This window comes from Microlunatus elymi, assembly GCF_007362775.1.
Taxonomy (GTDB): domain Bacteria; phylum Actinomycetota; class Actinomycetes; order Propionibacteriales; family Propionibacteriaceae; genus Microlunatus; species Microlunatus elymi.
Window position 1 is genome coordinate 2458176 of sequence record NZ_CP041692.1, and the last position, 22164, is coordinate 2480339.

Consider the following 22164-nt stretch of genomic DNA (forward strand, 5'->3'; position numbering starts at 1 on the left):
GAGCTGATGCACGTGCTGCGTCGGTGGGGGTCGGTGACGGCCGAGCTGTTCCTCGGGGCGGCGTGTCCGGGGTGTGAGGCGCCCGGGCCAGGACTGTGTCCGGCCTGCCGGGTGCGATTGGATGAGCCGGAGCCGCGGCAGGTGCGGCCCACCCCGTGTCCGGCCGGCTTTCCGACCACGTACGCCGGCGGACCGTACGACGAACTGGTGCGGCGGCTGATCTCGGCCCACAAGGAACGGCAGGCCTGGCTGCTGACCGGGGTCCTCGGTGATCGGCTGGCCCGATCGGTCGGCGCACTGCTCGCCGGCCGATCCGCGGCCGAAACGGTGTTTCTGGTGCCGATCCCGTCGTCGCCGGCCGCCGTACGCAGCCGCGGCCGGGACTCGACGGCGGCCCTGACTCGGCGAGCGGTCCGCCGGCTGGGCATCGGGCGCGACCGGCCGATGATCATGAAACCGCTGCTGCGTCCGACCCGGCGGCTGGCCGACCAGTCCGCCCTCGACGAGAACGAGCGGCGGCAGAATCTGGCCGGCGCCTATGCGGTGCGTCGGCTCGGCGGTCGGCAGCCGCCCGACGGGGCGGCGATCATCGTCGACGATCTGGTCACCACCGGGTCCAGCCTGACCGAGGCTCGCCGCGCCCTGACCTCGGCCGGTGTGCCGGTGCTCGGGGCGGCGGTGATCGCCGCCACGGTGCGGCGGTACCGTCCCGGGGCGGACGCTCAGGTCTCGGAGGCCGACGCGATCCGGTGATTACCGACCCGCTGGGCCGAGGCGAGCGCGTTCGGGATCGTCTCGGTGCCGTAGAACATCGGGCCCAGCCGGGTGGTGATGTCCTGCACCGCCTCGCCCATCCCGAGCGTGACGGGGTAGTTGACGGTCTGGCCGCGGGCGGCGACCAGGAAGGCCGCGACGTCGACATTCTTGCTCTTCCAGAAGTTGAGGAACAGCGGGTCGAGGCTCTTGATCGCCGGCCAGATGTAGCCGCCGGAGCCCATGATCGCCTGCGACTTCGCACCGCCCAGCCACTTGGCCAACTCCCAGGACTCGTCGGGGTGCGGGGTGTCGCTGTTGATCGCATCGGTCAGACCGTTGAACACCGAGTAGTTGCCCTTGGGCCCGGCCGGCAGCCGGATGGTGCCGATCCGGTAGCCGGTGCCGAGCTGGCTGAGCGCGTTGGTGTTCCAGTCGCCGGCCATGTAGAGCGAGATCCGGCCCTGGGCGAACAGCACCTGCGCGGTGTTGCCGCTGGCGTTGGTGCCCATCTCACCCGCCGGCACCAGCACGTGCTCGGAGTCAAGATCATCGAGCAGGAACTTGAAGGTGGCTTGATTCTGAGGCGAGTCGAGGATGAAGTGATCCGCATACGGCTTGGGGATGACGTTGCCGCCGTTGTCCGGCAGCCAGCTGCCGTAGCCGCTCTGCGGATCGTTGGCGACGGCGAAGCCGTAGGTGTCGATGTTGCCGGCGTCGAATCCCGGCTGATCGGCGGACTTGCCGTTGTGATCGATGGTGATCTTGCGCAGGAACGGCAGGAACGATCCGCCGTTGTCGGGGTTCCAGTCCAGCTCGTGCGGCGGCTGCACGCCGAGCTTCGCGAACTGGGTGCGGTTGTAGTAGAAGGTGATCGTGTCCCAGTCTTTCGGCAGCCCGTAGAGCCGGCCGTCTCGCTGATGCAGTTGCACCAGTTGCGGGTAGTAGATGGACAGGTCGATGTTGTCGGCCCTGACCCGCTCGGTGACGTCGGTGACCATGCCCTGATGGATCCAGTCCGCCAGGAACGGCGTGTTCACCCAGAACAGGTCCGGTGCACTGCCGGAGATGAACGACGCGGTGATCTTGGGCTGGTAGTTCCCGTACGGGATCTGCTCGATCGTCACCGAGATGTGCGGATTGGCCTTGGTGAACTCGTCGATCGACTTCTGATAGCCGACCTGCTCGTAGCCGTCCCACAACGCGTAGGTCAGATGCACCGTCGAGGTGTCGGCGTTGCCGGAGAAACCCCAGCGGGCCGCCATGTCCGAGCAACCGGACAGCGCGGTCGCGCCGGCCGCGGCACCGACCGCCTGCAGCAGTCTGCGCCGCGACATCGTCACCGGACGGGTGCTCACTTGTTCACCCCGGACAGCGAGATGGAGTTGACGATCTGCTTCTGGAAGATCACGAACAAGATCACCAACGGGATCAGCGCCACCATCGATCCGGCCAGGATCAGATTCCACTGGGTGCCGAAGCTGGAGTTGAAGTTGGCCAGCGCCACCGTCATCACCTGCAGGTTGTTGGAGTTCGTCACGATCAACGGCCAGAGGAAGTTGTTCCAGCCGAACACGAACGCGATGATCGTCGCGGTGGTGATGATCGGCCGGGCCAACGGCACCAGCACGCTCCACAGGATCCGTCGTTCGGAGCAGCCGTCGAGCCGGGCCGCCTCGATGATCGACTGCGGAATGGTCAGGAAGAACTGCCGCATCAGGAACACCGCATACGGGGTGCCGAGCACGTACGGCAGGAACAGTGCCCAGTAGGTGTTCAGCAGGTGGGCGTACTGCATCATCACGTACAGCGGAATCATGGTGACGACGTTGGGCACCATCATCATCGCCAGGTAGAGCCAGAAAAGCCCTTCTCTGCCAGGGAAGCGAAGCCGGGCGAACGCGTACGCCCCCATCATCGAGAAGATCACCTGGCCGATGGTCAGGATGACCGTGACCAGCACCGTGTTGCCCAGGAAGACGAGGAACTGGTGGTCGACGAACAAGGACTTGTAGTTGCCTGCGTTCAGCGACTTCGCCGGCACCCAGGCCTTCTCGGCCAGGATGTCCGCCAGCGGTTTGAACGATGCGTTCAGGCTGAACAGGTACGGCGTGATGAAGATCGCCAGGATGGCCAGCAGGACGAGATAGAAGATCACCAGCCGCACCACGTGACCCGGCGTCGGGCGGTGATGACGGGTGGCAGGCACCGTGCCGACGGTGGCCGTCGGCTCGGCCGGGTTGGCAGTCGTGGCGGTCATGTCATCTCATACGTGGTGCGCTTGTTGAAGTAGGCGAACTGCAGGATGGTGACCGCGAGGATCACGATGAACAGCACCACCGACATCGCCGACGCCTCGCCAATCCGGAAGCCGACGAAGGCGGTCTTGTAGATCAACGGATTCACCACCTCTGTGGCGTTGCCGGGGCCGCCGTTGGTCATCACATAAACCGTGTCGAAGACCTGGAAGGAGCCGATCACGCCGGTGACCAGGACGAACAGCAACGTCGGCCGGAGCAGCGGCAGGGTGATCGAGAAGAACTTCTTGAAGCTGCCGGCGCCATCGATCGAGGCGGCCTCGTAGAGGTCGTGCGGCACCGCCTGCAGACCGGCCATGAAGAAGAGCATGTTGTAGCCGACGTACTGCCAGATGTTGGCCCAGGCGACCACCGGCATCGCCCAACCCTGGGAGGACAGCCAGGCCGGACCGGTGATGCCGAACATGCCGAGCACGGTGTTGATCACCCCGGTGGTCGGGTCGAAGAACCAGTTCCAGACCAGTGCCATGGCCACCGGGGTGGCGAGATAGGGCAGTACCGCGATCACCCGGATGAAACCGGTGGCGGGGAGTTTGCGGTTGAGCAGCATCGCCAGCAACAGCGCGAAGACGGTCTGCGCCGGGATGTTCAAGATCACGTAGTAGCAGGTGACCAGCAGCGCGTGGCCCATCCCGTCGTACTTGAAGATGTCGACGTAGTTGGACCCGCCGACGAATCGTGCCGGGTTGAGCAGGTTCCAGTGAAAGAAGCTCAGGATCACCACGACGACGATCGGGATGGCAAGGAACAGCAGCACCCCGATCAGGCTCGGCAGCAGATACAGCAACGCCGAGATGGATTCCTTGCGCGAGGCCCGGCCCCGCTCGCCGGGTGCGGTGCCGGCAACACCCGCGGCCGTCAGGCCGGTGGCCGCGGCGGTCATCTCGCCACTCGCTCACCGTGACGTGGGCTTCCGCGACGGAGAGCTCGGGATCTGTCCGCTTCGATCATCCACATGAGCGCCCCGATTCGGCGGCGGATGGCACCGTCAAGTAGTCGTTACTCAGGAAACTAGAAGCGGGATTCCTTACTGTCAACGGATCCCGGTCGGTCGATACAGCCCCGCTTCAGGCGGCGCCGGTCGGCCTCGACCGTCGCGAATGCGACTTTGATGCAACTTGTATCTATGATGTGCGCGTGAGTCGTACGACGTTGCCTCTGCCGTCCCGGTTGGTGCGCTGGATCGGTGTGGCACTGGCCTTGTTCGCGGTCGCCTGGGGCGGGAATCAGTTCACCCCGCTGCTGGTGATGTATCGCCAGCACTCGGGTTTCTCCGGCCAGGCGGTCACCCTGCTGTTGGCCGCGTACGTGCTCGGGATCATTCCGGCCCTGCTGTTGGGCGGTCCGCTGTCCGACCGGTACGGCCGCCGGCCGCTGGTCTGCCCGGCGCCGGTGATCGCGGCGTTCGGCAGCGGACTGCTCGCGGTCGGTGCCGGGTCGGAGCTGCTGCTGTTCGGCGGCCGGGTGCTCTGCGGAGTCGCGCTCGGTCTGGGCATGGCCGCCGGGTCGAGCTGGCTGAAGGAACTGGTCGAGCTCGCCGAACCGGGCTCGGGACGGGGTGCCGGGCGGGCGGCGATGTCGCTCTCGGCCGGGTTCGCACTGGGTGCGGCGGCCGCCGCGGCGCTGGCGCAATACGCGCCCTGGCCGACCGTGCTGCCTTACCTGGTGCAGATCGCGATGGCCGGGCTCGCCATGGGCGCGCTGATCGGCACGGCCGAGACCCGGGCACCGCAGGTTTGCCGCAGCGGCGGTCTGCTGTCGGATCTGGTGGTGCCGGCCGCTCGCCAACGGCGCTTCCTGACCGTGGTGCTGCCGACCGCTCCGTGGATCTTCGGGCTGGCAGGGAGCGCCTACGCGGTCCTGCCGATGCTGGCCGGCCGGTGGGTGGGCGGCATCGAGACCGCCTGGTCCGGTTTGCACTGCCTGATCGCGCTCGGCTGCGGGATCGCGGTCCAGCCGGTCGGGCGGTGGCTCGGGCGATTCGGCACCGTGGTGGCGCCGGCGGTCGGGATGGTCACCGGCCTGGCGGGGTTGCTGCTGGGCGCGATCGAGATCACGGCGCCGGGCCCCGCCGGCTTCCTGATCTGTGCCGCCGTGCTCGGTTGCGGCTACGGGCTGCTGCTCACCGCGGGACTGCAGGAGGTGCAACGGCTGGCCGGCCCCGACGATCTTGCCAAACTGACCGCGGTCTTCTACACGCTGGCCTACCTCGGCTTCTTCGTGCCGATGCTGCTGGCCGAGCTCAGTGCGTGGATCGGCTATCCGGTGATGTTCGCCGCCGGCGCCGGGCTCGCACTGGCCTGTCTGCTGGTGGTGCTGATCGGCGGCCGGGACCGGCGTGCCGTCGTCGATCCGGAGCCGGAGTCGGCGGCTGCTCTGTCGCTGACGGTCGCCGAGCGGACACGCGGTTAGGCTCTGCGGTCATGGCTGGAAGATCATCGGCGTCGGCATCGCAACGGGTCTACACGCACGTCAAGGAGCTGATCCTGTCCGGTGAACTGGACGGCGGCGAGTTGATCACCGAAGGCGAGATCGCCGATCGCCTGAAGGTCAGCCGGACTCCCGTCCGAGAAGGATTCCTTCGGCTGCAGGCCGAGGGCTGGATGCGGCTGTACCCGAAGCGGGGCGCGCTGATCACCCCGGTCCGGCCGCAGGAGGCCGAGGAGGTGATGCAGGCGCGGGTGCTGCTGGAAACCCATGCAGTACGAGCGATCGCTGCCGACAAGGCGGCTCGCGAACGGCTCGCCGATGAGCTGGCGGCGATCACCGAACGGCAGCAGCGAGCCACCGCCGGCGATGATCTTGGTGCCTTCGCGATCGCCGACGCCGACTTCCACACCGCCATCGTCCGCGCCGGCGACAACGATCTGTTGATCAACTTCTATGCCGGGCTGCGGGACCGGCAACGCCGGATGACCCGGGATTCGGTGCAGGGCCGGGTCGAGGTGCAGTTGATGATCTTGGAGCAGCACCGTCGGCTGGCCGGACTGGTCGCCGCCGGAGATGCCGATTCCTTCGAGACCGAGATCACCGGACACCTGCACGACACCCACCGCCGCTGACGGGCTCAGTGCTGCTCCGCGGCCCGCAGCCGTCGCGCCAGGTCCGGGTGACCTCCGTGTTCGGCCCAACCCGACGGCCGGGCGTGAAATCGGTCCTCGAGCTGGGTCGGGTCGGCGCCGTGCGCCAGCAGCAGCGTGACCAGGTCGGCGCGGCCGTCGTGCGCAGCCTGATGCAGCGCGGTGGTGTGGAAGCGTCCCGGCACGTTCGGGTCGAAGCCCAGCTCGAGCAGCAGCCGGACGCCGTCGATCCGGCCCTTGTCGGCGGCGCGCCAGATCGCGTCGGGCCAGCGATCGTGGACCTGCTGGACGGACGTCGGGTGCTGCCGGGTGAGCGATCGCACCGCGTCGGCGTCGCCGGCCAGACAGGCTCCCAGCAGGAGGTCGGCCGGTCCGATCGAGCGGGTGTCGGCGCCCCGATCTGCCAGCAGATCGGCGAGCTGCAGGTTTCCGGCCCGCACCGCCAACTGGTACGGAGTCTGGTCGCCGAAGATCGGATGGTAGCCGCGGCCGTCCACGTCGACTCCGTGATCGAGCAGCAGACGGGCCCGTTCGAGCATCCCGGCGTCGGCGGCCCAGCGCAGCTGCTCGGTGATCATCTGCGTCACCGACGGATAGTGATCGCCGAGTCGTCGCCGCCACGGACCGTCGACCGCGGTGCCCAGACCGTAATCGAAGAGCAGCCGAAGATGATCATCGGATCGCCGGAAGCTGCGGTTGTACAAGGCCTGGTTGTCGTTCGGGTCGGCGCCGGCTTCGAGCAGCAGCCGCGCCAGCGCCTCGGCGTGCCGATGCGGCGGCTGATCTTGTTCGCCGCCGCCGAAGACGCCGGTCAGTGCGGTGAACGGCGACGGCATCCCGTGCCAGAGGAAACCGGCATTGGGGTCCGCGCCGGCATCCAGAAGTACTTGTGCAGCACGAATTGCGGAGCGACCGGCGACGTCGCCGAGCCGGCCGTAACACAGGTAGAGCAGGGGTGGCCAGCCGAACGGGCCGCCGTCGATGTCGACCGACTCAGGGGAGTGGCGCAGCGCTTCGGCCAGTTCGTCGGCGGCCCCGGTCGCCGCCATGGTGTAGACGTCGGCGCCGGCCAGCTCGGGGCGGCGCGCGAGCAAGTCTCGCGCCGCGCCGCCGGCGCCGACGTGATCTTGGGTGTAGTTGAGGGTGGCCAGCCGCAGGAATCGATCGACCAAGATCACCGGGTCGTCCGACTCGTCCGACTCGTCCGCCGAGGCGGCAGGTTCGGGGAATCGGGTGTAGTCGTTGATGATCTTGACGTGCTCTCGCAACCGGGACCAGCCGGGGAAGCCGTAGCTGCGGGCGATCACGCGCTGGGCCGAGGTGAGTGCGAAGTCGGCGGCGGTTTCGGCTGCACGATCGAACTGTCGGACCAGGGCGACGGCATCCGGGTCTGCAGCCCGGACTCCGCGCTGCAGACTCTTCGCCTGCCCCTTCAGATGATCAAGATCGGGTTGATCGGGGAGCCGGCGGACGGCGGGCGCATCGGTAGGCATCGTGGCCTCCTTCTCTGCTGCTCGACGTCCGCGTGTCCGAGCGAAAAGGAGGTTGCCTGCGAAGTCTTTCCGCACAGGTGGGCTGAGCCCTTTCCGCGGACCGGATGCGTCCTGAGTCGCATGCCGAACCCTACGCCGAAAACCTGTCCATCGCCACGGGACTGCTATAGTTCGCCGTATGGCGAAGTATTTGCGGGTGCGCCGGGAGGCTGCCGCGCTGGCCAGCGAGAGCAGGCTGCGGATGATCGACCGGCTGCAGCGAGGATCCGCCAGCAGCAGCGAGCTGACCACCGCTGCCGGCGTCGGACTGCCGGCCCTGCACAAGCATCTGGAAGTGCTGCGGGAAGCGAAGCTGATCACCTCCAGCAAGACCGGCCGGGTCGTGACTCACCGACTGCGGCCGGGCGGACTGGAGGCGCTGAGCAGCTGGATCGACACCCGGAAGGCCTTCTGGCGCAGCGGTTTCGCCACCCTGGATGCCGCACTCGCGGCCGATGATCATGCGGCCGATGATCATGAGGAGCAACAGTGAGCCCGTACACCCTGCAACTCGAGCACGAATTCGCGGCCTCGCCGGACCGGATCTGGCGGGCCTGGACCACCGAGGACGGTCTCGCCGCCTGGTGGTGGCCGACCTGGTCGCCGACGATCAGCATCGATCTGCGGGTCGGTGGCGGCTACCGGATCGAGGCCGCGGATCCGAAGATCATCGTCGAGGGGCGGTACGTGATCATCGAACCGGTCAGCCACCTGCGGATGACGTGGATCTGGACCGATCCGGACGGTGCCGGGCCCGAGGAAGAGGTCGACGTGACCTTCGCGCCCGAGGGTGTTGGCACCCTGATCCGGCTGCAGCACACCGGACCCTGGACCTCCGCCGAACCCGCCGACAACTACCGTCAAGGCTGGACCTCGGTGTTGGACAATCTTCTCCGAGTCGTCAGTCTGTAGTTTGCCTATGGCCACACCACCGACTGACAAGTCGGCTCAGTGACCATGGGCGACCTCGTGACCGGCGTGCCGATGCAGGCCGAAGACCCCTTCCAGTACGGGGTAGAGCATGATCAACGCCAGGACGAAGAAGGCGATCTGGAAGCCCGCTTGCGGGCCGGCGTCGGGGGCCGCTGACACCAGGAGTTGATCGGCGCCGCGCAGGATCAGCGCACCGAACGCGACCCCGAGGCCGGCGGCGATCTGCTGGATGGTCGAGGACAGCGTGTTCGCGTCGGCCATCTGATCGATCTCGATATCGGCGAACTGCAGCGAGTTGTAGCCGCTGAATCCGATCGACCGGAACACGCCACTGGCGAAGAGCAGGCCGACGATCAGCCAGGTCGGTGAGTCGGCGGTGATCAGTCCGCAGGCGGCGAACACCAACGCGCCGCCCAGCGAGCTGCCGACCACCACCGTACGGAAGCCGAATCGCCGGATCAGTGGTGAGGTGGCGGGCTTGATCATCACGTTGCCGGCAAAGAGTGCCATCACGAACAGACCGGCGCGTGCCGCACTCCAGCCGTACCCGATCTGGAACATCAACGGCAGCAGAAAGGGCGCCGCGGAAATCGCCATCCGGTAGACCATTCCGCTGGAGTTCACCACTCGGAAGGTCGGCACCCGCATCGCGGTCAGATCCAGCAGCGGATTGGGACGCCGCCGAAGACCCCGCCAGCACAGCACACCGAGCGCGAAGGCGATGATCAACAACGCGATCGATACGGCAAGATCAACACCGCGACGGCCGTCGCCGATCCTCTCCATCCCGAGCAGCAACGCGGCCAGACTTCCACCGCAGAGCAGGAATCCGATCCAATCCAGTGGTGGCACGCTCGCGGCGGGACGATCATGAACCAGCCGGACCGCCGCGATGAAACACGCGATTCCGATCGGAATGTTGATCAAGAAGATCCAGTGCCAGGAGGCGTAACTGCTCAACCAGCCGCCGAGGGTCGGGGCGATCACCGGTGCCAGCAAGGCCGGCCAGGTCAGATAGGCGGTGGCCGCCAGCAGGTCCTTCTTGGCCGTGTTGCGCAAGACCACCAACCGGCCGACCGGCACCATCATCGAGCCGCCGACGCCCTGCAGGATCCGGACCAGGCAGAGCATCGGCAGGTTGACGCTGACCGCGCAGAGCAGCGAGGCCAGGGTGAACAACGCGATGGCGATCAGGAAGACTCGGCGCGCGCCGAACCGATCGGTCAGCCAACCCGAGACCGGGATGCCCACCGCCAGGGTGACCAGGTAGCTGGTCATCGCGGCGTTGATCGCGACCGGCTGGGTGCCGAGGTCAGCCGCGATCGCCGGCGCCGCGGTGGCGATGATGGTGCCGTCCAGGTTCTCCATGAAGAACGTGACGGCGGCCAGGACGGCCAGCGGCCGGTTCAGGCCGATTCCGGCCGTGGTCTGCTGGCTGGCCGGCGTCACGGGGCATCTCCAAGGGCAAGGCGGGGCGATGGTGCAGCAGCAAGCTATCGCGTCTGCTGCTCCACCCAGCCGACCACCTGCAGGATGAGACCGTTGGGATCCTCGACCTGGAAATAGCGCTCCCCCCACGGCTCGGTCTCGATCGGTGTCACCACCGGCGCACCCGCAGCCACGATCCGCTCGTACTCCGCGTCCACGTCGGCGACCGTGAAAGCGATCAACAACCCTCGCCGAGCTGATGATCGACTCGGTGCATGCGGAGCTCTTCGACGGCAAGATCCGCAGCTTCCGGTACGGGCCGCGCAGCCGCCCACCGGCAGACCCGCGGCGGAGCTGGCAGCGGGCCGCGCGGACGGTCGCGGACGCCAATCTTGATCTTGTTCGACGGCATCCCTGGTTGATCACCCGGCCGAACGAACGGCCGGTGCTGGGGCCGCACAGCACCGCCAAGTACGAGGCCGAGCTGGCCGCCTTCGATCGGACAGGTCTGTCCGCTGCCGAGGTGGATCTCGCACTGTGGCAGGTGCTCAACCACGTCCGCGGGGTCGCCGGGGATCTGTTGGCCGGACAGTCCAGTCCGGAGTCGACAGCGGACTGGTGGCAGGCCCGCTACAAGTTCGGCCTGTCCCGGATCCTGGACGGCCTGCAGGTGCTGATCGATCGGCGCGGTTGACCGGCCGGGTACGGCAATCCGGCGCCGCCCGACCGACCGCTTTCGCATCCCCCTGGAAAATGTCCGCGGACAGGGCTAACGTCTCGTTATGGCGATCCGAACCACCGCCCCGAAGGCGATGTGATGCACGCGTCAGGGCCAGGCCGCAGCTCCATTCGGAGTGTGCGGCCTTTTGCGTTCTGGGACGGATCTGCCCAGCTCTCGGTTGAGACCGGGCCCACCGTCGCGTGGGGTACCTACAGTTGGAGGGTTTGACATGGATGTTGTCGTCAAGAGTCGGCACTGCGCGCTTCCCGAGTCGTTTCGCAGCTATGTCGAGGAGAAGATCACCAAGCTGGAGAAGCTGAACGGCCGGGTGATCCGAGTCGAGGTGGAGGTTTCCGCCGAACGCAACAGGCGACAACTTGATCATGGCAGCAAGGTCGAGATCACCTTGCACACAAAGGGTCCGGTGGTCCGGGCCGAGGCAGCGGCCGAGCACAAGACGGCGGCCTTCGACCTCGCCCTGGAGAAGCTGATGACCCAGTTGCGCAAGGCGGCCGACCGTCGCCGGGTGCATCGCGGACAACGTACGCCGCGTTCGCTGGCCGAGGCGTCGGCCGGGTGGCCGGCCGAGGACGCCCAGGTCAGCCTGGACGGACAAGACGGTCAGCGGCACAACGTCGCCGGCATCCAGGTCGAGGGCGACGGCCCGCTGGTGGTTCGGGAGAAGACGCACCAGGCGTCGCCGATGACACTGGCCGAGGCGCTGGACGCGATGGAGCTGGTCGGCCACGACTTCTATCTGTTCATCGACAAGGAGGCGCAGGCGCCGAGCGTGGTCTACCGGCGGGTCGGCTACGACTACGGAGTGATCAGGCTCGAGAACGTCGAGGCCCTCGTTCACTGATCGGCCCTGGTTGACTGATCAACTCCTGTGGGTCACCGGCTGCTGCAGGTCGGTGACCCACGTCTCCTGCGGTTCGCTCCCCGGGGTTCGATAGAGCTCGCGGCAGACACCACTGGGCTGGTAGCCGTTGCGGTCGGCCCAGTCCATCAAGGCGTGCCAGGACTGGTCGATGCTGGCCACCGATCCGTGGTGGACCGCCACGGCGGCCTGCTCGATCGCGGGCAGAGTGGTGACGTCGAATCCGTCGGCCGATCGCACCGTGTGATCGACGACGTAGGCCGCGGTCACCCGGACCCGGTCGCTGTCGACGCCCGCAGATCCGTCGGCCTGGTAGATCGCGATCGCGGGCCCGAACTGTGCCACTCCGGCGGCCTCGAGCCGGTCGGCGACGTGCCCGAGCAGCGGTCCGATCACCGGCGTGATGTTGATCGGACCCCAACCGGCCGCGGCCGCGGTGGCGAAGGCGACCCGCTGCGGTTCGATCCTGGTGAGCTCGACCGGGATCGTCGGTTCCGGAGTTTCTCCTTGTGTGCTGCGAAGATAGCCGTCGAGCCGGTCCAGCCTGATCCGGTTCTGCTCGATCTCCAACTGCAGCGCATCGCGGGCACCGACCAGCAGTGCCTGCTCGCCGGTGCGGTCCAGACGACCGTTGATGATCTTGGTGATGTCGTCCAGCTTCAGCCCGAAGTCGCGCAACTGCAGGATCCTGGTCAGCGTTGAGGCCTGCTCCGGCTCGTACCAGCGATAGCCCGAGACCGGATCGACCCGGGCCGGGGCGAGCAGCCCGATCTGGTCGTAGTAACGCAACAGCCGGACCGTCACCCGGCCGATCGACGCGAACTCCCCGATCGTGTACACGAGGGTCAAGCAAACCATGTCAGGATCGGCGGATGAGCCTGTCCGTCCGACAGTTGACCGACCCGAACAGCCCCGACCTGGAGACCTATCAGGACCTGTACGTCCGCGCCGAGCGGGCCATCCGGCCGGACGCCGCCGTGCACTCGCTCGGTGAACTGCGGGCGGTCCTCGGTCCGACCTCGGTCGGCATGTGGTTCGGAGCCCTGGCCGCCGAGGACGACGACGACATGGTCGGGGCCGCCTGGCTCTCGGGCTCGCTGACCGACAACCTGCACGCCGGATCGCTGGGCGTGTGGGTGCCACCCGAACGGGCAGGTCGTGGAGTCGGTTCGGCGCTGCTGGCCGAGGCCGAGCGGCGGATGATCCTGGACGGCCGCCGCGAGGTCACCGCTCGGATCATCCTCGACGGCAACGGTTCGGCCGCCCATCGCGGCTTCGCCGAGGCCCGCGGCTTCCGATGCGTCTACAGCGAGGTCGAGCGGCGACTGTCGCTGCCGCTTCCCGAGGCGAGGCTGGCAGAACTCGAATCCCGGGTGCTGCCGTACCGCGACGGGTATCGGATCGAGGCGTTCGCCGGTCCGATTCCGGAACGCTGGGCCCAGGGTTACTGCGACGTCAGCAACCGGCTGGTGCTCGACGCACCGCACGGTGATCTCGAGGTCGAGGAACGACGTCGTACGCCGGAAATCCTGGTCGGGCAGGAGCTGGAGATCACCTCGTCCGGGCGACGCCGGGTGACGGCGCTGGCGCTGGCCGCGGACGGATCGGTGGTCGGACTGTGCAGTTGTGTGCTGCCGGAACCGGGCAGTGAGGAGGTCGATCAGTGGGGGACCGTCGTCGATCGGGATCACCGCGGCCATCGGCTCGGACTGTCGGTCAAGCTGGCCTGTTACCGGCTGATCCAGGAGTTGCCCGGTGATCACCGGCTGATCCGCACCGGCAACGCCGAGACGAACCGGTGGATGATCGCGATCAACGAGGCGCTCGGCTTCGAGGTGTACACCCGGACCGGCGTCTTCGGCAAACGTCTTGTCGGTGGCTGCCCGTAGGGTCGGCCACGTGTCCCGCCCATCGAAGGCCCGCTCGGATCTCTCCCGCGCCCAGGCCCGCCGGATCGCGCTGGCCGCACAGGGTTTCGCCGGCCGAAACGACTCCGACCGGGGCGGCCAGCGGCCCGACCGTCAGCCGACCATGCGGGACGTCCAGGCCGTGATCAACCGACTCGGCCAGTTCCAGATCGACACCATCAACATCGTCGCGCGGGCACACTACTTGCCGCTGTTCAGTCGGCTCGGCGCCTACGACGTGGCGCTGCTGGACCGCGCCGCGAGCAAGGCTCCGCGCCGGCTGTTCGAATACTGGGGCCACGCCGCGAGCATGATCGACGTGACCCTGCAGCCGGCGCTGAGGCATCGGATGCAGTCCTGGTCCGAGCGGGAGATGTGGGGGTCGATGGCGCGGATCAACACCGAGCGCCCCGGGCTGGTGGAGTGGGTGCAGCAGCAGGTTGTTGATCATGGTCCGATCGGCGCCCGCGGGATCGAGCTGATCGCCGAACAGGAGCGCGATGATCATCACGGATCGCGCAGCCGGGACAACTGGGGCTGGAACTGGTCGGACGTGAAGACGGCCTGTGAGTATCTGTTCGTCACCGGCCGGATCACCGCCGCTCGCCGGAACGGGCAGTTCGAGCGGCTGTACGCGATCCCGGAGCGGGTACTGCCGACGGCGGTCGCGCAGGCGCCGACCCCCGACGAGCCGGAGGCGATGCGGATCCTGGTGCGCCGGGCCGCCGCAGCGCTCGGCGTGGCTTCGGAGTACGACCTGCGCGACTACTTCCGGACCAGCCAGGCGCTCACCCGGCCCGCGATCGACGACCTGGTCGACTCCGGCGAGCTGCTGCCGGTGACGGTCGAGGGCTGGAAACGGGACGGCTACCTGTGGCATCGAGCCAGGCAGCCACGCAGCATCCAGGCGCGAGCGCTGATCAGCCCGTTCGACTCGGTGATGTTCGAGCGGGACCGGCTGGAGGCGCTGTTCGAGTTCTTCTACCGGATCGAGATCTACGTGCCCGCGCCGAAGCGGGTGCACGGCTACTACGTCTACCCGTTCCTGCTCGGCGACCGGTTCGTCGCCCGGGTCGATCTGAAGTCCGATCGGGCTGCCGGGGTGCTGCGGGTCAACGGTGCCTTCGCCGAGGAGCACGCGGATCCGGACGAGATCGCACCCCAGTTGACGGCAGAGCTCGAGCTGATGGCCGGTTGGCTCGGCCTGGACGGCGTACGCGTGGAAGGCCGTGGTGATCTTGCCCCACACCTGATCGCTCACGGACGGTGACCCGCTGTGCTCAATAGGGTGTGCCGGTGACCAGCTCGCTGCCGGCAACGGCCCAATCGCCGTCCATGATCAGCAACCGGACACGGTCCGGCTGGTGGTATTTCGGCGGTGGCGTCCTCGCCGCGGTGATCGGTCTGCTGCCGTGGCTGATCACCGGCCTGCGGTTGCCGCTGCAGAATCTGTGGGCCGTCGAGACGCCCGCCGAGCGGATGCCGATCGCGTTGCTGCCGTTCAGCCAGTACAAGCTGTCCTTGATGCTGGCCCTGATCATCTTCGGCTCGGCGCTGGCCGGGCTGTTCGCTCGGACGGCGCCGGCCGGCGTCCGCGGACGAGCGTCACTCTCGTCCCTGGCCGGCGTGTTGTTGATCTTCGTCGGTGCCGGTGTGCAGTCGACAGTGGTGGTCTATCGGGGGCTGGCCGACGATCCGCGGTCCACCATCTACCTGGGTGCGGTGATCGGGGTGATCGTGGTCGGCATCGTCGTCGGGTTGATCGTGCTGGCCCTGCTGGCCATGGCGCCTCGGGCTGGAGCGTCGATCGGTGGCACCCTCGCTGCGATCGCCGCCGGACTCTGGCTGGGCTCGGTGATCTTCGCCGATCACCAGTCCGGATCCGTGTTGATCAACCGCTGGCTCGGCTATTCGAGCTGGCTGCCCGGGATCCTGACCGGATTGACGCTCGCCTGGTGCGGGCTGCACAGTGTCGGCCGCGCGGTCGCCTGGTTCTTCGATCTGTTGCTGCTCTGGATCATCCCGGCCGGCCTGACCGCGATGTCGTACGGCGCCGGTTCTCGGGTGCTGGCCCAGGACCCGGCCGAGATGGTGAGCGCCAGCCTCCAGGTGTTCCGGATGGCCCTCGGCACGGACGGGATATCGCTGCGGCTGGCCGGGCTGGCCTTCGTGATCGGTCTGATCGGCGTCGGGCTGCGATCGCTGCGGCAACGCGGTCGCTCTCGATAGGTTCGACCCATGAGCGACGAGCCGCCGCCTTCGCCCGAGGACGTCGACGTCCTCGACTCCGGCCAGGGCGGACCGCGCCGGCCGAGCCTGGTCGGCGCGATCGTCGCGGCCTGCTGTCTGATCGTGGTCGCGGTGGCCGTGGTCCGTGCCTACGGCGATCGCGATCCGGCATCGGCGCCTCCGAACTCGCCGTCGCCGTCGGCACCGTCCGAACCGGCGGTGCCGAGGCCCACCGTCGTGCCCTCGTTCGAGGACGTTCTGACCAGGACGGTCGAGCTGTCCTGGCTCGGAGCCGGCACCGACTACTCCGTCTTCGTCCGCACCGGCGCCGCCCTGTCCGACGGCGACAGCGGTGTCTACCAACTGGATCCGCGCCACGACCGGGTCGTCAGTCACCGGGTGCCGGCGCTGGCCAGCACCGGTCCGCTGTCCTTCGTGCCGGTGAGTGGCGGCGTGCTTGTCCGGCCGATCGACCAGGTGCCGGGCTATTTCGTGCCCGACGACGCGCCCGTGATGGGCACCGGCAACGTAGGCGGGATCGTGCTGCCGGGCCCGGACGACCGGCACGTCTGGATCCCGACGGCCAACGGCTCGCACCTCGACCTAGTCGGCGCCGTCGACCATCACTCCACCGGGACCACCATCACCGTCCCCAGCGGCATGTACCCGATGCAGCTGACGCCCGACGGGCACGGGTATCTCCTCGGTCCGCGTGACGACGGTCTCTACGACCTCCGCCCGCAGGGCGCGGTCCGGGTTGCCGACGGCGCCCTGATCGCGGTCGGCCCCACCCGCGTGCTGGCGGCGAACTGCTCCGACCAGGAGGACTGCGCCCCGGTGCTGCTGAACAGCAACTTCACCCCCGTCGCACCGCAGCCACCGCTCCGCTCGCAGGGGTCCGTATCGTCCAACGGCGTGATCTCGCCGGATGGCAAAGTCGCTGCCCTTCTCGGTGCCCAAGGAGGACCGATTGTCTTGGTTGACCTCGCCACCGGTGGGCTGCGGTACCTCAAAGTGCAGGTAGCCGGGTACATGTCGGCGCAGGTCGCGTTCTCGCCCGACAGCAAGTGGCTGTTCGTGGTCGGCGCCGACCACCGTGCGTACGCGGCCGAGGTGGCCACCCGTCAGGTGCGGCCGCTGCTGCCCGGGGTGCGCGGTGTGGCCCAGCTCACGGTCCGGCCCGCAGCGTGAACCGGCGTTACCCCTGATGGCCTAGCATGAACGCTGGACCGGAACACCCCGAGCAGGGAAGAAGAGCAACTCGTGGCTTTGATGGACAGGCTGTCCCGCCTCGGTGAGGGCAAGACGCTCAAGAAGCTGAAGGCGGTGGCCGATCGGGCCAACGCCATCGAGGAGGACTTCGTCGCGATGAGCGACGAGGAGCTCCGCGCCCAGACAGCGGAATTCAAGAAGCGGTACGCCGACGGCGAGTCGCTCGACGACCTGATGTACGAGGCGTTCGCCACCGTTCGCGAGGCCAGCAAGCGGGTGCTCGGCAAGCGGCACTACGACGTCCAGTTGATGGGCGGGGCCGCGCTGCACTGGAACAACATCGCTGAGATGAAGACCGGTGAAGGCAAGACCCAGACCGCGCTGCTGCCGTCCTACCTGAACGCGCTCAGCGGCAAGGGCGTGCACATCGTCACCGTCAACGACTACCTGGCCAAGTACCAGTCCGAGCAGATGGGCCGGGTGCTGCACTTCCTCGGCCTCACCGTCGGCGTGATTCTGACCGACATGACACCGGAACAGCGCCGGGACGCCTACGCCGCCGACATCACCTACGGCACCAACAACGAATTCGGCTTCGACTACCTGCGCGACAACATGGCGCTCAGCATCGACGACTGTGTGCAACGCGGCCATCACTACGCCATCGTCGACGAGGTCGACTCGATCCTGATCGACGAGGCCCGGACCCCGTTGATCATCTCCGGCCCGGCCGAGGACAACCAGCGTTGGTATCCGACCTTCGCCCAACTGGTGCAGCGGATGAAGCGCGACGTCGACTACGAGGTGGACGAGAAGAAGAAGACGGTCTCGATCCTGGAAGCCGGCATCGACAAGGTCGAGGACCGGCTCGGCATCGACAACCTGTACGAGTCGGCGAACACGCCGCTGATCTCGTACCTGAACAACGCGATCAAGGCCAAGGAACTCTTCAAGCGGGACAAGGATTACGTGGTCACGCCCGAATCCGAGGTCGTGATCGTGGACGAGCACACCGGTCGTACGTTGGCCGGGCGCCGCTACAACGAGGGGCTGCACCAGGCCATCGAGGCCAAGGAGAAGGTGGAGATCAAGGACGAGTATCAGACGCTCGCCACGATCACCCTGCAGAACTTCTTCCGGATGTACGACAAGCTGGCCGGGATGACCGGTACGGCCATGACCGAGGCCTCGGAGTTCCAGAAGATCTACGGCATGGGCGTGATCCCGATCCCGACCAACGAGCCGATGATCCGGATCGATCAGAAGGATCTGATCTATCGCACCGAGGAAGCCAAGTTCACCGCGATCGTCGAGGACGTGGCCGAGCGGCAGGAAGCCGGTCAGCCGGTGCTGATCGGTACCGCCAGCGTGGCCAAGAGCGAGATCCTGTCGGCGATGCTGAAGAAGGCGGGCGTCAAGCACGACGTACTGAACGCGAAGCAGCATGAGCGTGAGGCCGCGATCGTGGCGATGGCCGGTGTCAAGGGTGCGGTCACCGTGGCCACCAACATGGCCGGTCGTGGTACCGACATCATGCTCGGCGGCAACCCGGAATTCCTTGCCGACAAGGCGGTGCAGGCCAAGGGCATCGACCCGGTCGACCAGCCCGAGGAGTACGAGGCCGCCTACCACAAGGTGCTGGCTGAGCTCGAGGAGCAGACCAAGACCGATCACGACGAGGTGACCGAGCTCGGCGGCCTGTATGTGATCGGGTCCGAACGGCACGAGTCGCGGCGGATCGACAACCAGCTGCGTGGTCGTTCCGGTCGTCAGGGTGACCCGGGGGAGAGCCGGTTCTTCCTGTCTTTGGGCGACGATCTGATGCGGCTGTTCAAGTCCGACATCGTCGAGTGGGTGCTGACTGCGCTGAAGGTGCCGGACGATCAGCCGATCGAGAACAAGCGGGTGAGCTCGTCGATCGCGAGCGCGCAGACCCAGGTCGAGGCGCAGAACTTCGACATCCGCAAGAACATCCTCAAATACGACGACGTGATGAACCGGCAGCGGCACCGGATCTACGGTGACCGGCGGCGGGTGCTGGAGGGCGCCGACGTCTCCGATCAGCTCCGGGAGACGGTCGCCGGCGTGGTCGAGCAGTATGTGCTGTCCACCACCGAGGGATTCAGCGAGGACTGGGATCTGGAGCAGCTGTGGACCCAGATGAGGACGCTCTACCCGGTCACCCTGAAGCGGTCCGAGTACGAGGGTGTCGAGGATCTTGATCGCGAGGAGTTGATCAACGACTTCAAAGAGGACGCCGGCGCGGCCTACGACGCCCGGGAGGAGTCCCTGGGCAGCGACGTGATGCGGGAGCTCGAGCGTCAGGTGATGCTGACGGTGCTGGACCGCAAGTGGCGCGAACACCTGTACGAGATGGACTATCTGCGCGAGGGCATCGGCCTGCGCGCGATGGCGCAGAAGGATCCGCTGGTCGAGTACCAGCGCGAGGGCGGCGCCATGTACAGCCAAATGATGGAAGCCTTCAAGGAAGAAGTCGTCGGCTACCTCTTCCATCTCGAGGTGGAGGTGCAGCGACAGCCCGCGGTCGGCGTGGTCGCCGATGATCATGGACGGCCGGTTCAGGTCGGGGCAGCGCGGAGCCAGGCTCAGGCCGGTCACGGTCGCCGGCCGCTGATCGAGTCCGGACCCGATCTGGACACGTCCGGGGTCGAGGTCATCGAAGTCGATCAAGAACCGGAAGATGATCTTGAACCGGTCGGTGCCGCGGTCGGTGAATCCCGTCCGCAGCTGCGTAGCAAGGGATTGCAGCAGACCAAGCCGCGGCAGGTCTCGTACAACTCCGGCGACGGCGAGGTCAAGACGGGTGCGGTGAAGAAGGACAAGAACGACCCGTACGCAGGAGTCGGCCGCAACGCCCCGTGCCCGTGCGGCTCGGGCAAGAAGTACAAGATGTGCCACGGTCGCGCCTGAGCTGAACGCGGCTCAGGTCAAGATCACCAACTGCTGGGTGGCCCGGGTCATCGCGACGTAATGATCAACGGCGCCCTCGATCCCGGTGCCGAAGCTGTCCGGGTCGACGAGCACGACCAGGTCGAACTCCATCCCCTTGGACTCCAGGGCGCTCAGCGATCGGACCCGCGGCCCACCCTCGTACGACGGATCGCCGATCACGCAGGCGATCCCGTCGTCGTGAGTGTTCAGCCACTCCTCGATGATCGAACCGAGCTCCGACCTGCGCCCGGAACGGACCGGGGCGCCGCCGGAGCGGATCGAGATCGGCACGTTCGCATCCGGCAGCACCGCCCTGATCACCGGCTCGGCCACGGTCATCACCTCCGCCGGTGTGCGGTAGTTGATGGTCAGCGTGGCATCGCTGACCGCATCGAAGCCGACCCGGCGTAGCCGTTCCTGCCAGGTCTCGGTGAAGCCGTGCCGGGCCTGGGCCCGGTCACCGACGACGGTGAAACTGCGAGACGGACAGCGCCGCACCAGCATCTGCCACTCGGCGTCGGTCAGTTCCTGCGCCTCGTCCACGATCACATGCGCGAACGGCCCGGCCAGCCGGTCCGGCGATCGGCTGGGCAGCCCGTCCTGGTCGACCAGTGCCTGCCGCAGATCCTCACCGCGCAACATGTACATCGTGGTCTCGGGGTTGTCGTCGGCCTCGATGATCTCGTCGATCACGCGATCCATCTGCTCCCGTTCGGCGGCCAGGGCGGCCTCCCGCCGGCGGGCGCGTCGAGGTGCGTCCGGGTCGCCGAGCCGCTGCCGGGCCGCATCCAGCAGCGGCAGGTCGGAGATCGTCCAGGCTTTGGCAGGTTCGCGCTGCAGCAGTCGTACTTGTTCATCGGTCAGGCTCGGCGCGCAGCGGCGCAGATAGGCCGGCACCGACCACAGGTCGGAAACAAGATCATCGGCGTCGATCAGAGTCCATGCGCGCGTGAACGTACGAGTCAGACTCTCGTTGCCCAGCAGCGATCTACCCAGTTGATCAACGGTCACGTCCTGCTCGTCGAGCTCCTCGGCGAGCCGGTCGAACAAGATCGACACCAGCGCTTCCCATACCTGATCGCGGACCTCGTTGTGCGCGGAGCCCGGTTCGGCTGCGGCGAAGGCCTCGGCCCAGTCGCCGGCCCGGAGCGGGAGATCGCCCCAGTCGGTCTCGACCAGCATCGCCTTCGTCGGCGGTTCCTCGTACAATCCGACCGCGGGCTCGATCGCGGCCACCAGTTCGGCTTGTGCCTTCAGCCGAGCCACCTCGGGATCGGTCTCCGCAACCGCCGTGTCGCCCTCGGCGACCAGATCGCGCAGCGTACAGATCTGCACGCCCTCCTCACCCAGGCTGGGCAGCACGTCGGCGACGTAGGCAAGGTACGGACGATGCGGGCCGACGAACAACACACCGCCGCGGCCCTCGCCCACCCGCGGATCGGAGTAGAGCAGGTACGCCGCCCGGTGCAGCGCGACCACCGTCTTGCCGGTGCCGGGACCGCCGTCGACCACCAGCGCGCCGCGCGAGCCGGCTCGGATGATCGCGTCCTGGTCGGCCTGGATGGTGCTCAGCACGTCCCGCATCTGCTGCGTACGGCTGCTGCCGAGGCTGGCGATGAATGCCGAGTCGGGATCCAGCGCCGGGTCCTGCAGCAGAGCCTCGGAGGTGAGGGCGTCAGGGCTCAGAGCCTCGTCCCAGTAGTCGGTGATCCTGCCCTGCGTCCAGCGATAGCGGCGGCGGCTGACCAGGCCCATCGGTTCGGCCAGGGTCGCGGCGAAGTACGGCTCGGCCGCCGGCGTACGCCAGTCGATCAGCAGCCGGGACCCGTTCCGGCCGGTCAGTCCGATCCGTCCGACATAGGTCGGCTCGCCCTCGCCGTCGACCATCCGGCCCAGGCAGACATCCAGGCCGAAGCGGCGCAGCAGCCGCAGCCGGGCCGACAGTCGATGGATCTCCAGGTCCCGATCGGCTGCGGCGCGCCCCTTGCCACCGGGTGATCGGCGCAGCACGTCGATCCGCTCGGTCAGTTCGGCGACCAGTTGATCAAGGCTTTCGCGGATGGCCGCGAAGTGTTCCTCGTCGGCAGTGATCAGAGCAGGATCCGCCTTGGCCACAAGGCGTTTCGGCAGGTCGAAGACCTTTCCGGAGATAGTCACGAGCGCCGATTCTGCACCCGCGACCGGGTCTTGCGGCAAGCCCACGGGTCCGCTATATGTTG

Annotated in this window: 20 protein-coding genes; 12 read left to right on the plus strand and 8 right to left on the minus strand. The window is 67.4% G+C overall.

Features of this window, described 5'->3' with window-relative positions; genetic code table 11:
- Positions 1-6 precede the first annotated feature (6 nt).
- On the plus strand, positions 7-753 hold the full coding sequence (locus FOE78_RS11090; RefSeq protein WP_168207474.1) for a ComF family protein: 747 nt from the start codon (positions 7-9) through the stop codon (positions 751-753).
- On the opposite strand, the gene FOE78_RS11095 is transcribed toward FOE78_RS11090, so the two are convergent.
- From FOE78_RS11095 to FOE78_RS11105, 3 genes are read right to left on the minus strand one after another with little or no spacing between them, the layout of a single operon-like run.
- Positions 723-2111, minus strand: a complete 1389-nt coding sequence (locus FOE78_RS11095; RefSeq protein ID WP_143986339.1) for an ABC transporter substrate-binding protein — start codon at positions 2109-2111, stop codon at positions 723-725. The genes FOE78_RS11090 and FOE78_RS11095 overlap by 31 nt on opposite strands.
- Complete coding sequence (locus tag FOE78_RS11100; protein WP_143986340.1) at positions 2108-3013, minus strand: carbohydrate ABC transporter permease; 906 nt, start codon at positions 3011-3013, stop codon at positions 2108-2110. The genes FOE78_RS11095 and FOE78_RS11100 overlap by 4 nt, the downstream gene beginning before the upstream one ends.
- Positions 3010-3954, minus strand: coding sequence for a carbohydrate ABC transporter permease (locus tag FOE78_RS11105; RefSeq protein ID WP_143986341.1), 945 nt, complete (start codon positions 3952-3954; stop codon positions 3010-3012). Before FOE78_RS11105 ends, FOE78_RS11100 begins: the two co-directional genes overlap by 4 nt.
- Positions 3955-4208: 254 nt before the next feature.
- Here FOE78_RS11105 and FOE78_RS11110 point away from each other — a divergent pair, with 254 nt between their 5' ends.
- Complete coding sequence (locus FOE78_RS11110; RefSeq protein WP_210414923.1) at positions 4209-5483, plus strand: MFS transporter; 1275 nt, start codon at positions 4209-4211, stop codon at positions 5481-5483.
- A gap of 11 nt (positions 5484-5494) precedes the next feature.
- Positions 5495-6133, plus strand: a complete 639-nt coding sequence (locus FOE78_RS11115) for a GntR family transcriptional regulator (protein WP_143986343.1) — start codon at positions 5495-5497, stop codon at positions 6131-6133.
- A 5-nt stretch (positions 6134-6138) separates the two neighbouring features.
- Here FOE78_RS11115 and FOE78_RS11120 read toward each other — a convergent pair whose 3' ends face one another.
- Positions 6139-7644 carry an ankyrin repeat domain-containing protein gene (locus FOE78_RS11120; protein ID WP_143986344.1) on the minus strand — a complete coding sequence of 502 codons (1506 nt, stop codon included), beginning with the start codon at positions 7642-7644 and terminating at the stop codon, positions 6139-6141.
- 178 nt (positions 7645-7822) lie between these two features.
- Here FOE78_RS11120 and FOE78_RS11125 point away from each other — a divergent pair, with 178 nt between their 5' ends.
- Entirely contained in the window at positions 7823-8176 is a 354-nt protein-coding gene (locus FOE78_RS11125; protein ID WP_143986345.1) for an ArsR/SmtB family transcription factor, read from the plus strand.
- Positions 8173-8595 (plus strand): SRPBCC family protein, encoded by a 423-nt coding sequence (locus FOE78_RS11130; protein WP_143986346.1) that lies wholly within the window; start codon positions 8173-8175, stop codon positions 8593-8595. The genes FOE78_RS11125 and FOE78_RS11130 overlap by 4 nt, the downstream gene beginning before the upstream one ends.
- 36 nt (positions 8596-8631) lie before the next feature.
- Here the strand turns inward: FOE78_RS11130 and FOE78_RS11135 are convergent, their stop codons facing one another.
- Together FOE78_RS11135 and FOE78_RS11140 are read right to left on the minus strand one after the other, a co-directional pair.
- Positions 8632-10065: an MFS transporter gene (locus FOE78_RS11135; RefSeq protein ID WP_228266160.1), complete on the minus strand. Its 1434-nt coding sequence runs from the start codon at positions 10063-10065 to the stop codon at positions 8632-8634.
- A gap of 44 nt (positions 10066-10109) precedes the next feature.
- Positions 10110-10286 (minus strand): VOC family protein, encoded by a 177-nt coding sequence (locus tag FOE78_RS11140; protein WP_266095013.1) that lies wholly within the window; start codon positions 10284-10286, stop codon positions 10110-10112.
- Positions 10287-10315: 29 nt separating this feature from the next.
- Between FOE78_RS11140 and FOE78_RS11145 the strand changes: the two genes are divergently transcribed.
- Together FOE78_RS11145 and hpf are read left to right on the plus strand one after the other, a co-directional pair.
- The gene (locus FOE78_RS11145) at positions 10316-10738 is read left to right on the plus strand and encodes a TetR/AcrR family transcriptional regulator C-terminal domain-containing protein (protein ID WP_168207475.1); all 423 of its coding nucleotides are present in this window, start codon (positions 10316-10318) and stop codon (positions 10736-10738) included.
- A gap of 256 nt (positions 10739-10994) precedes the next feature.
- Positions 10995-11627, plus strand: a complete 633-nt coding sequence (gene hpf, locus FOE78_RS11150; protein ID WP_143986349.1) for a ribosome hibernation-promoting factor, HPF/YfiA family — start codon at positions 10995-10997, stop codon at positions 11625-11627.
- A gap of 18 nt (positions 11628-11645) precedes the next feature.
- On the opposite strand, the gene FOE78_RS11155 is transcribed toward hpf, so the two are convergent.
- The gene (locus tag FOE78_RS11155) at positions 11646-12485 is read right to left on the minus strand and encodes a MerR family transcriptional regulator (RefSeq protein WP_228266204.1); all 840 of its coding nucleotides are present in this window, start codon (positions 12483-12485) and stop codon (positions 11646-11648) included.
- 32 nt (positions 12486-12517) lie between these two features.
- On the opposite strand from FOE78_RS11155, the gene FOE78_RS11160 reads away from it, so the two are divergent.
- The 5 genes from FOE78_RS11160 (at position 12518) to secA (ending at position 19924) form a co-directional block, all read left to right on the plus strand.
- A complete protein-coding gene (locus FOE78_RS11160; protein WP_143986351.1) occupies positions 12518-13534 on the plus strand; it encodes a GNAT family N-acetyltransferase in 1017 nt (338 codons plus the stop codon).
- Between the two features lie 10 nt (positions 13535-13544).
- Positions 13545-14822, plus strand: coding sequence for a winged helix-turn-helix domain-containing protein (locus tag FOE78_RS11165; RefSeq protein ID WP_143986352.1), 1278 nt, complete (start codon positions 13545-13547; stop codon positions 14820-14822).
- A gap of 26 nt (positions 14823-14848) precedes the next feature.
- Positions 14849-15781 (plus strand): hypothetical protein, encoded by a 933-nt coding sequence (locus FOE78_RS11170; protein WP_143986353.1) that lies wholly within the window; start codon positions 14849-14851, stop codon positions 15779-15781.
- A 9-nt stretch (positions 15782-15790) separates the two neighbouring features.
- Positions 15791-16972, plus strand: a complete 1182-nt coding sequence (locus FOE78_RS11175; RefSeq protein WP_143986354.1) for a WD40 repeat domain-containing protein — start codon at positions 15791-15793, stop codon at positions 16970-16972.
- 72 nt (positions 16973-17044) lie between these two features.
- Entirely contained in the window at positions 17045-19924 is a 2880-nt protein-coding gene (gene secA, locus FOE78_RS11180; protein WP_456082784.1) for a preprotein translocase subunit SecA, read from the plus strand.
- Between the two features lie 12 nt (positions 19925-19936).
- Here secA and helR read toward each other — a convergent pair whose 3' ends face one another.
- Positions 19937-22102, minus strand: a complete 2166-nt coding sequence (gene helR / locus FOE78_RS11185; RefSeq protein WP_143986355.1) for an RNA polymerase recycling motor ATPase HelR — start codon at positions 22100-22102, stop codon at positions 19937-19939.
- Between the last annotated feature and the right edge of the window lie 62 nt (positions 22103-22164).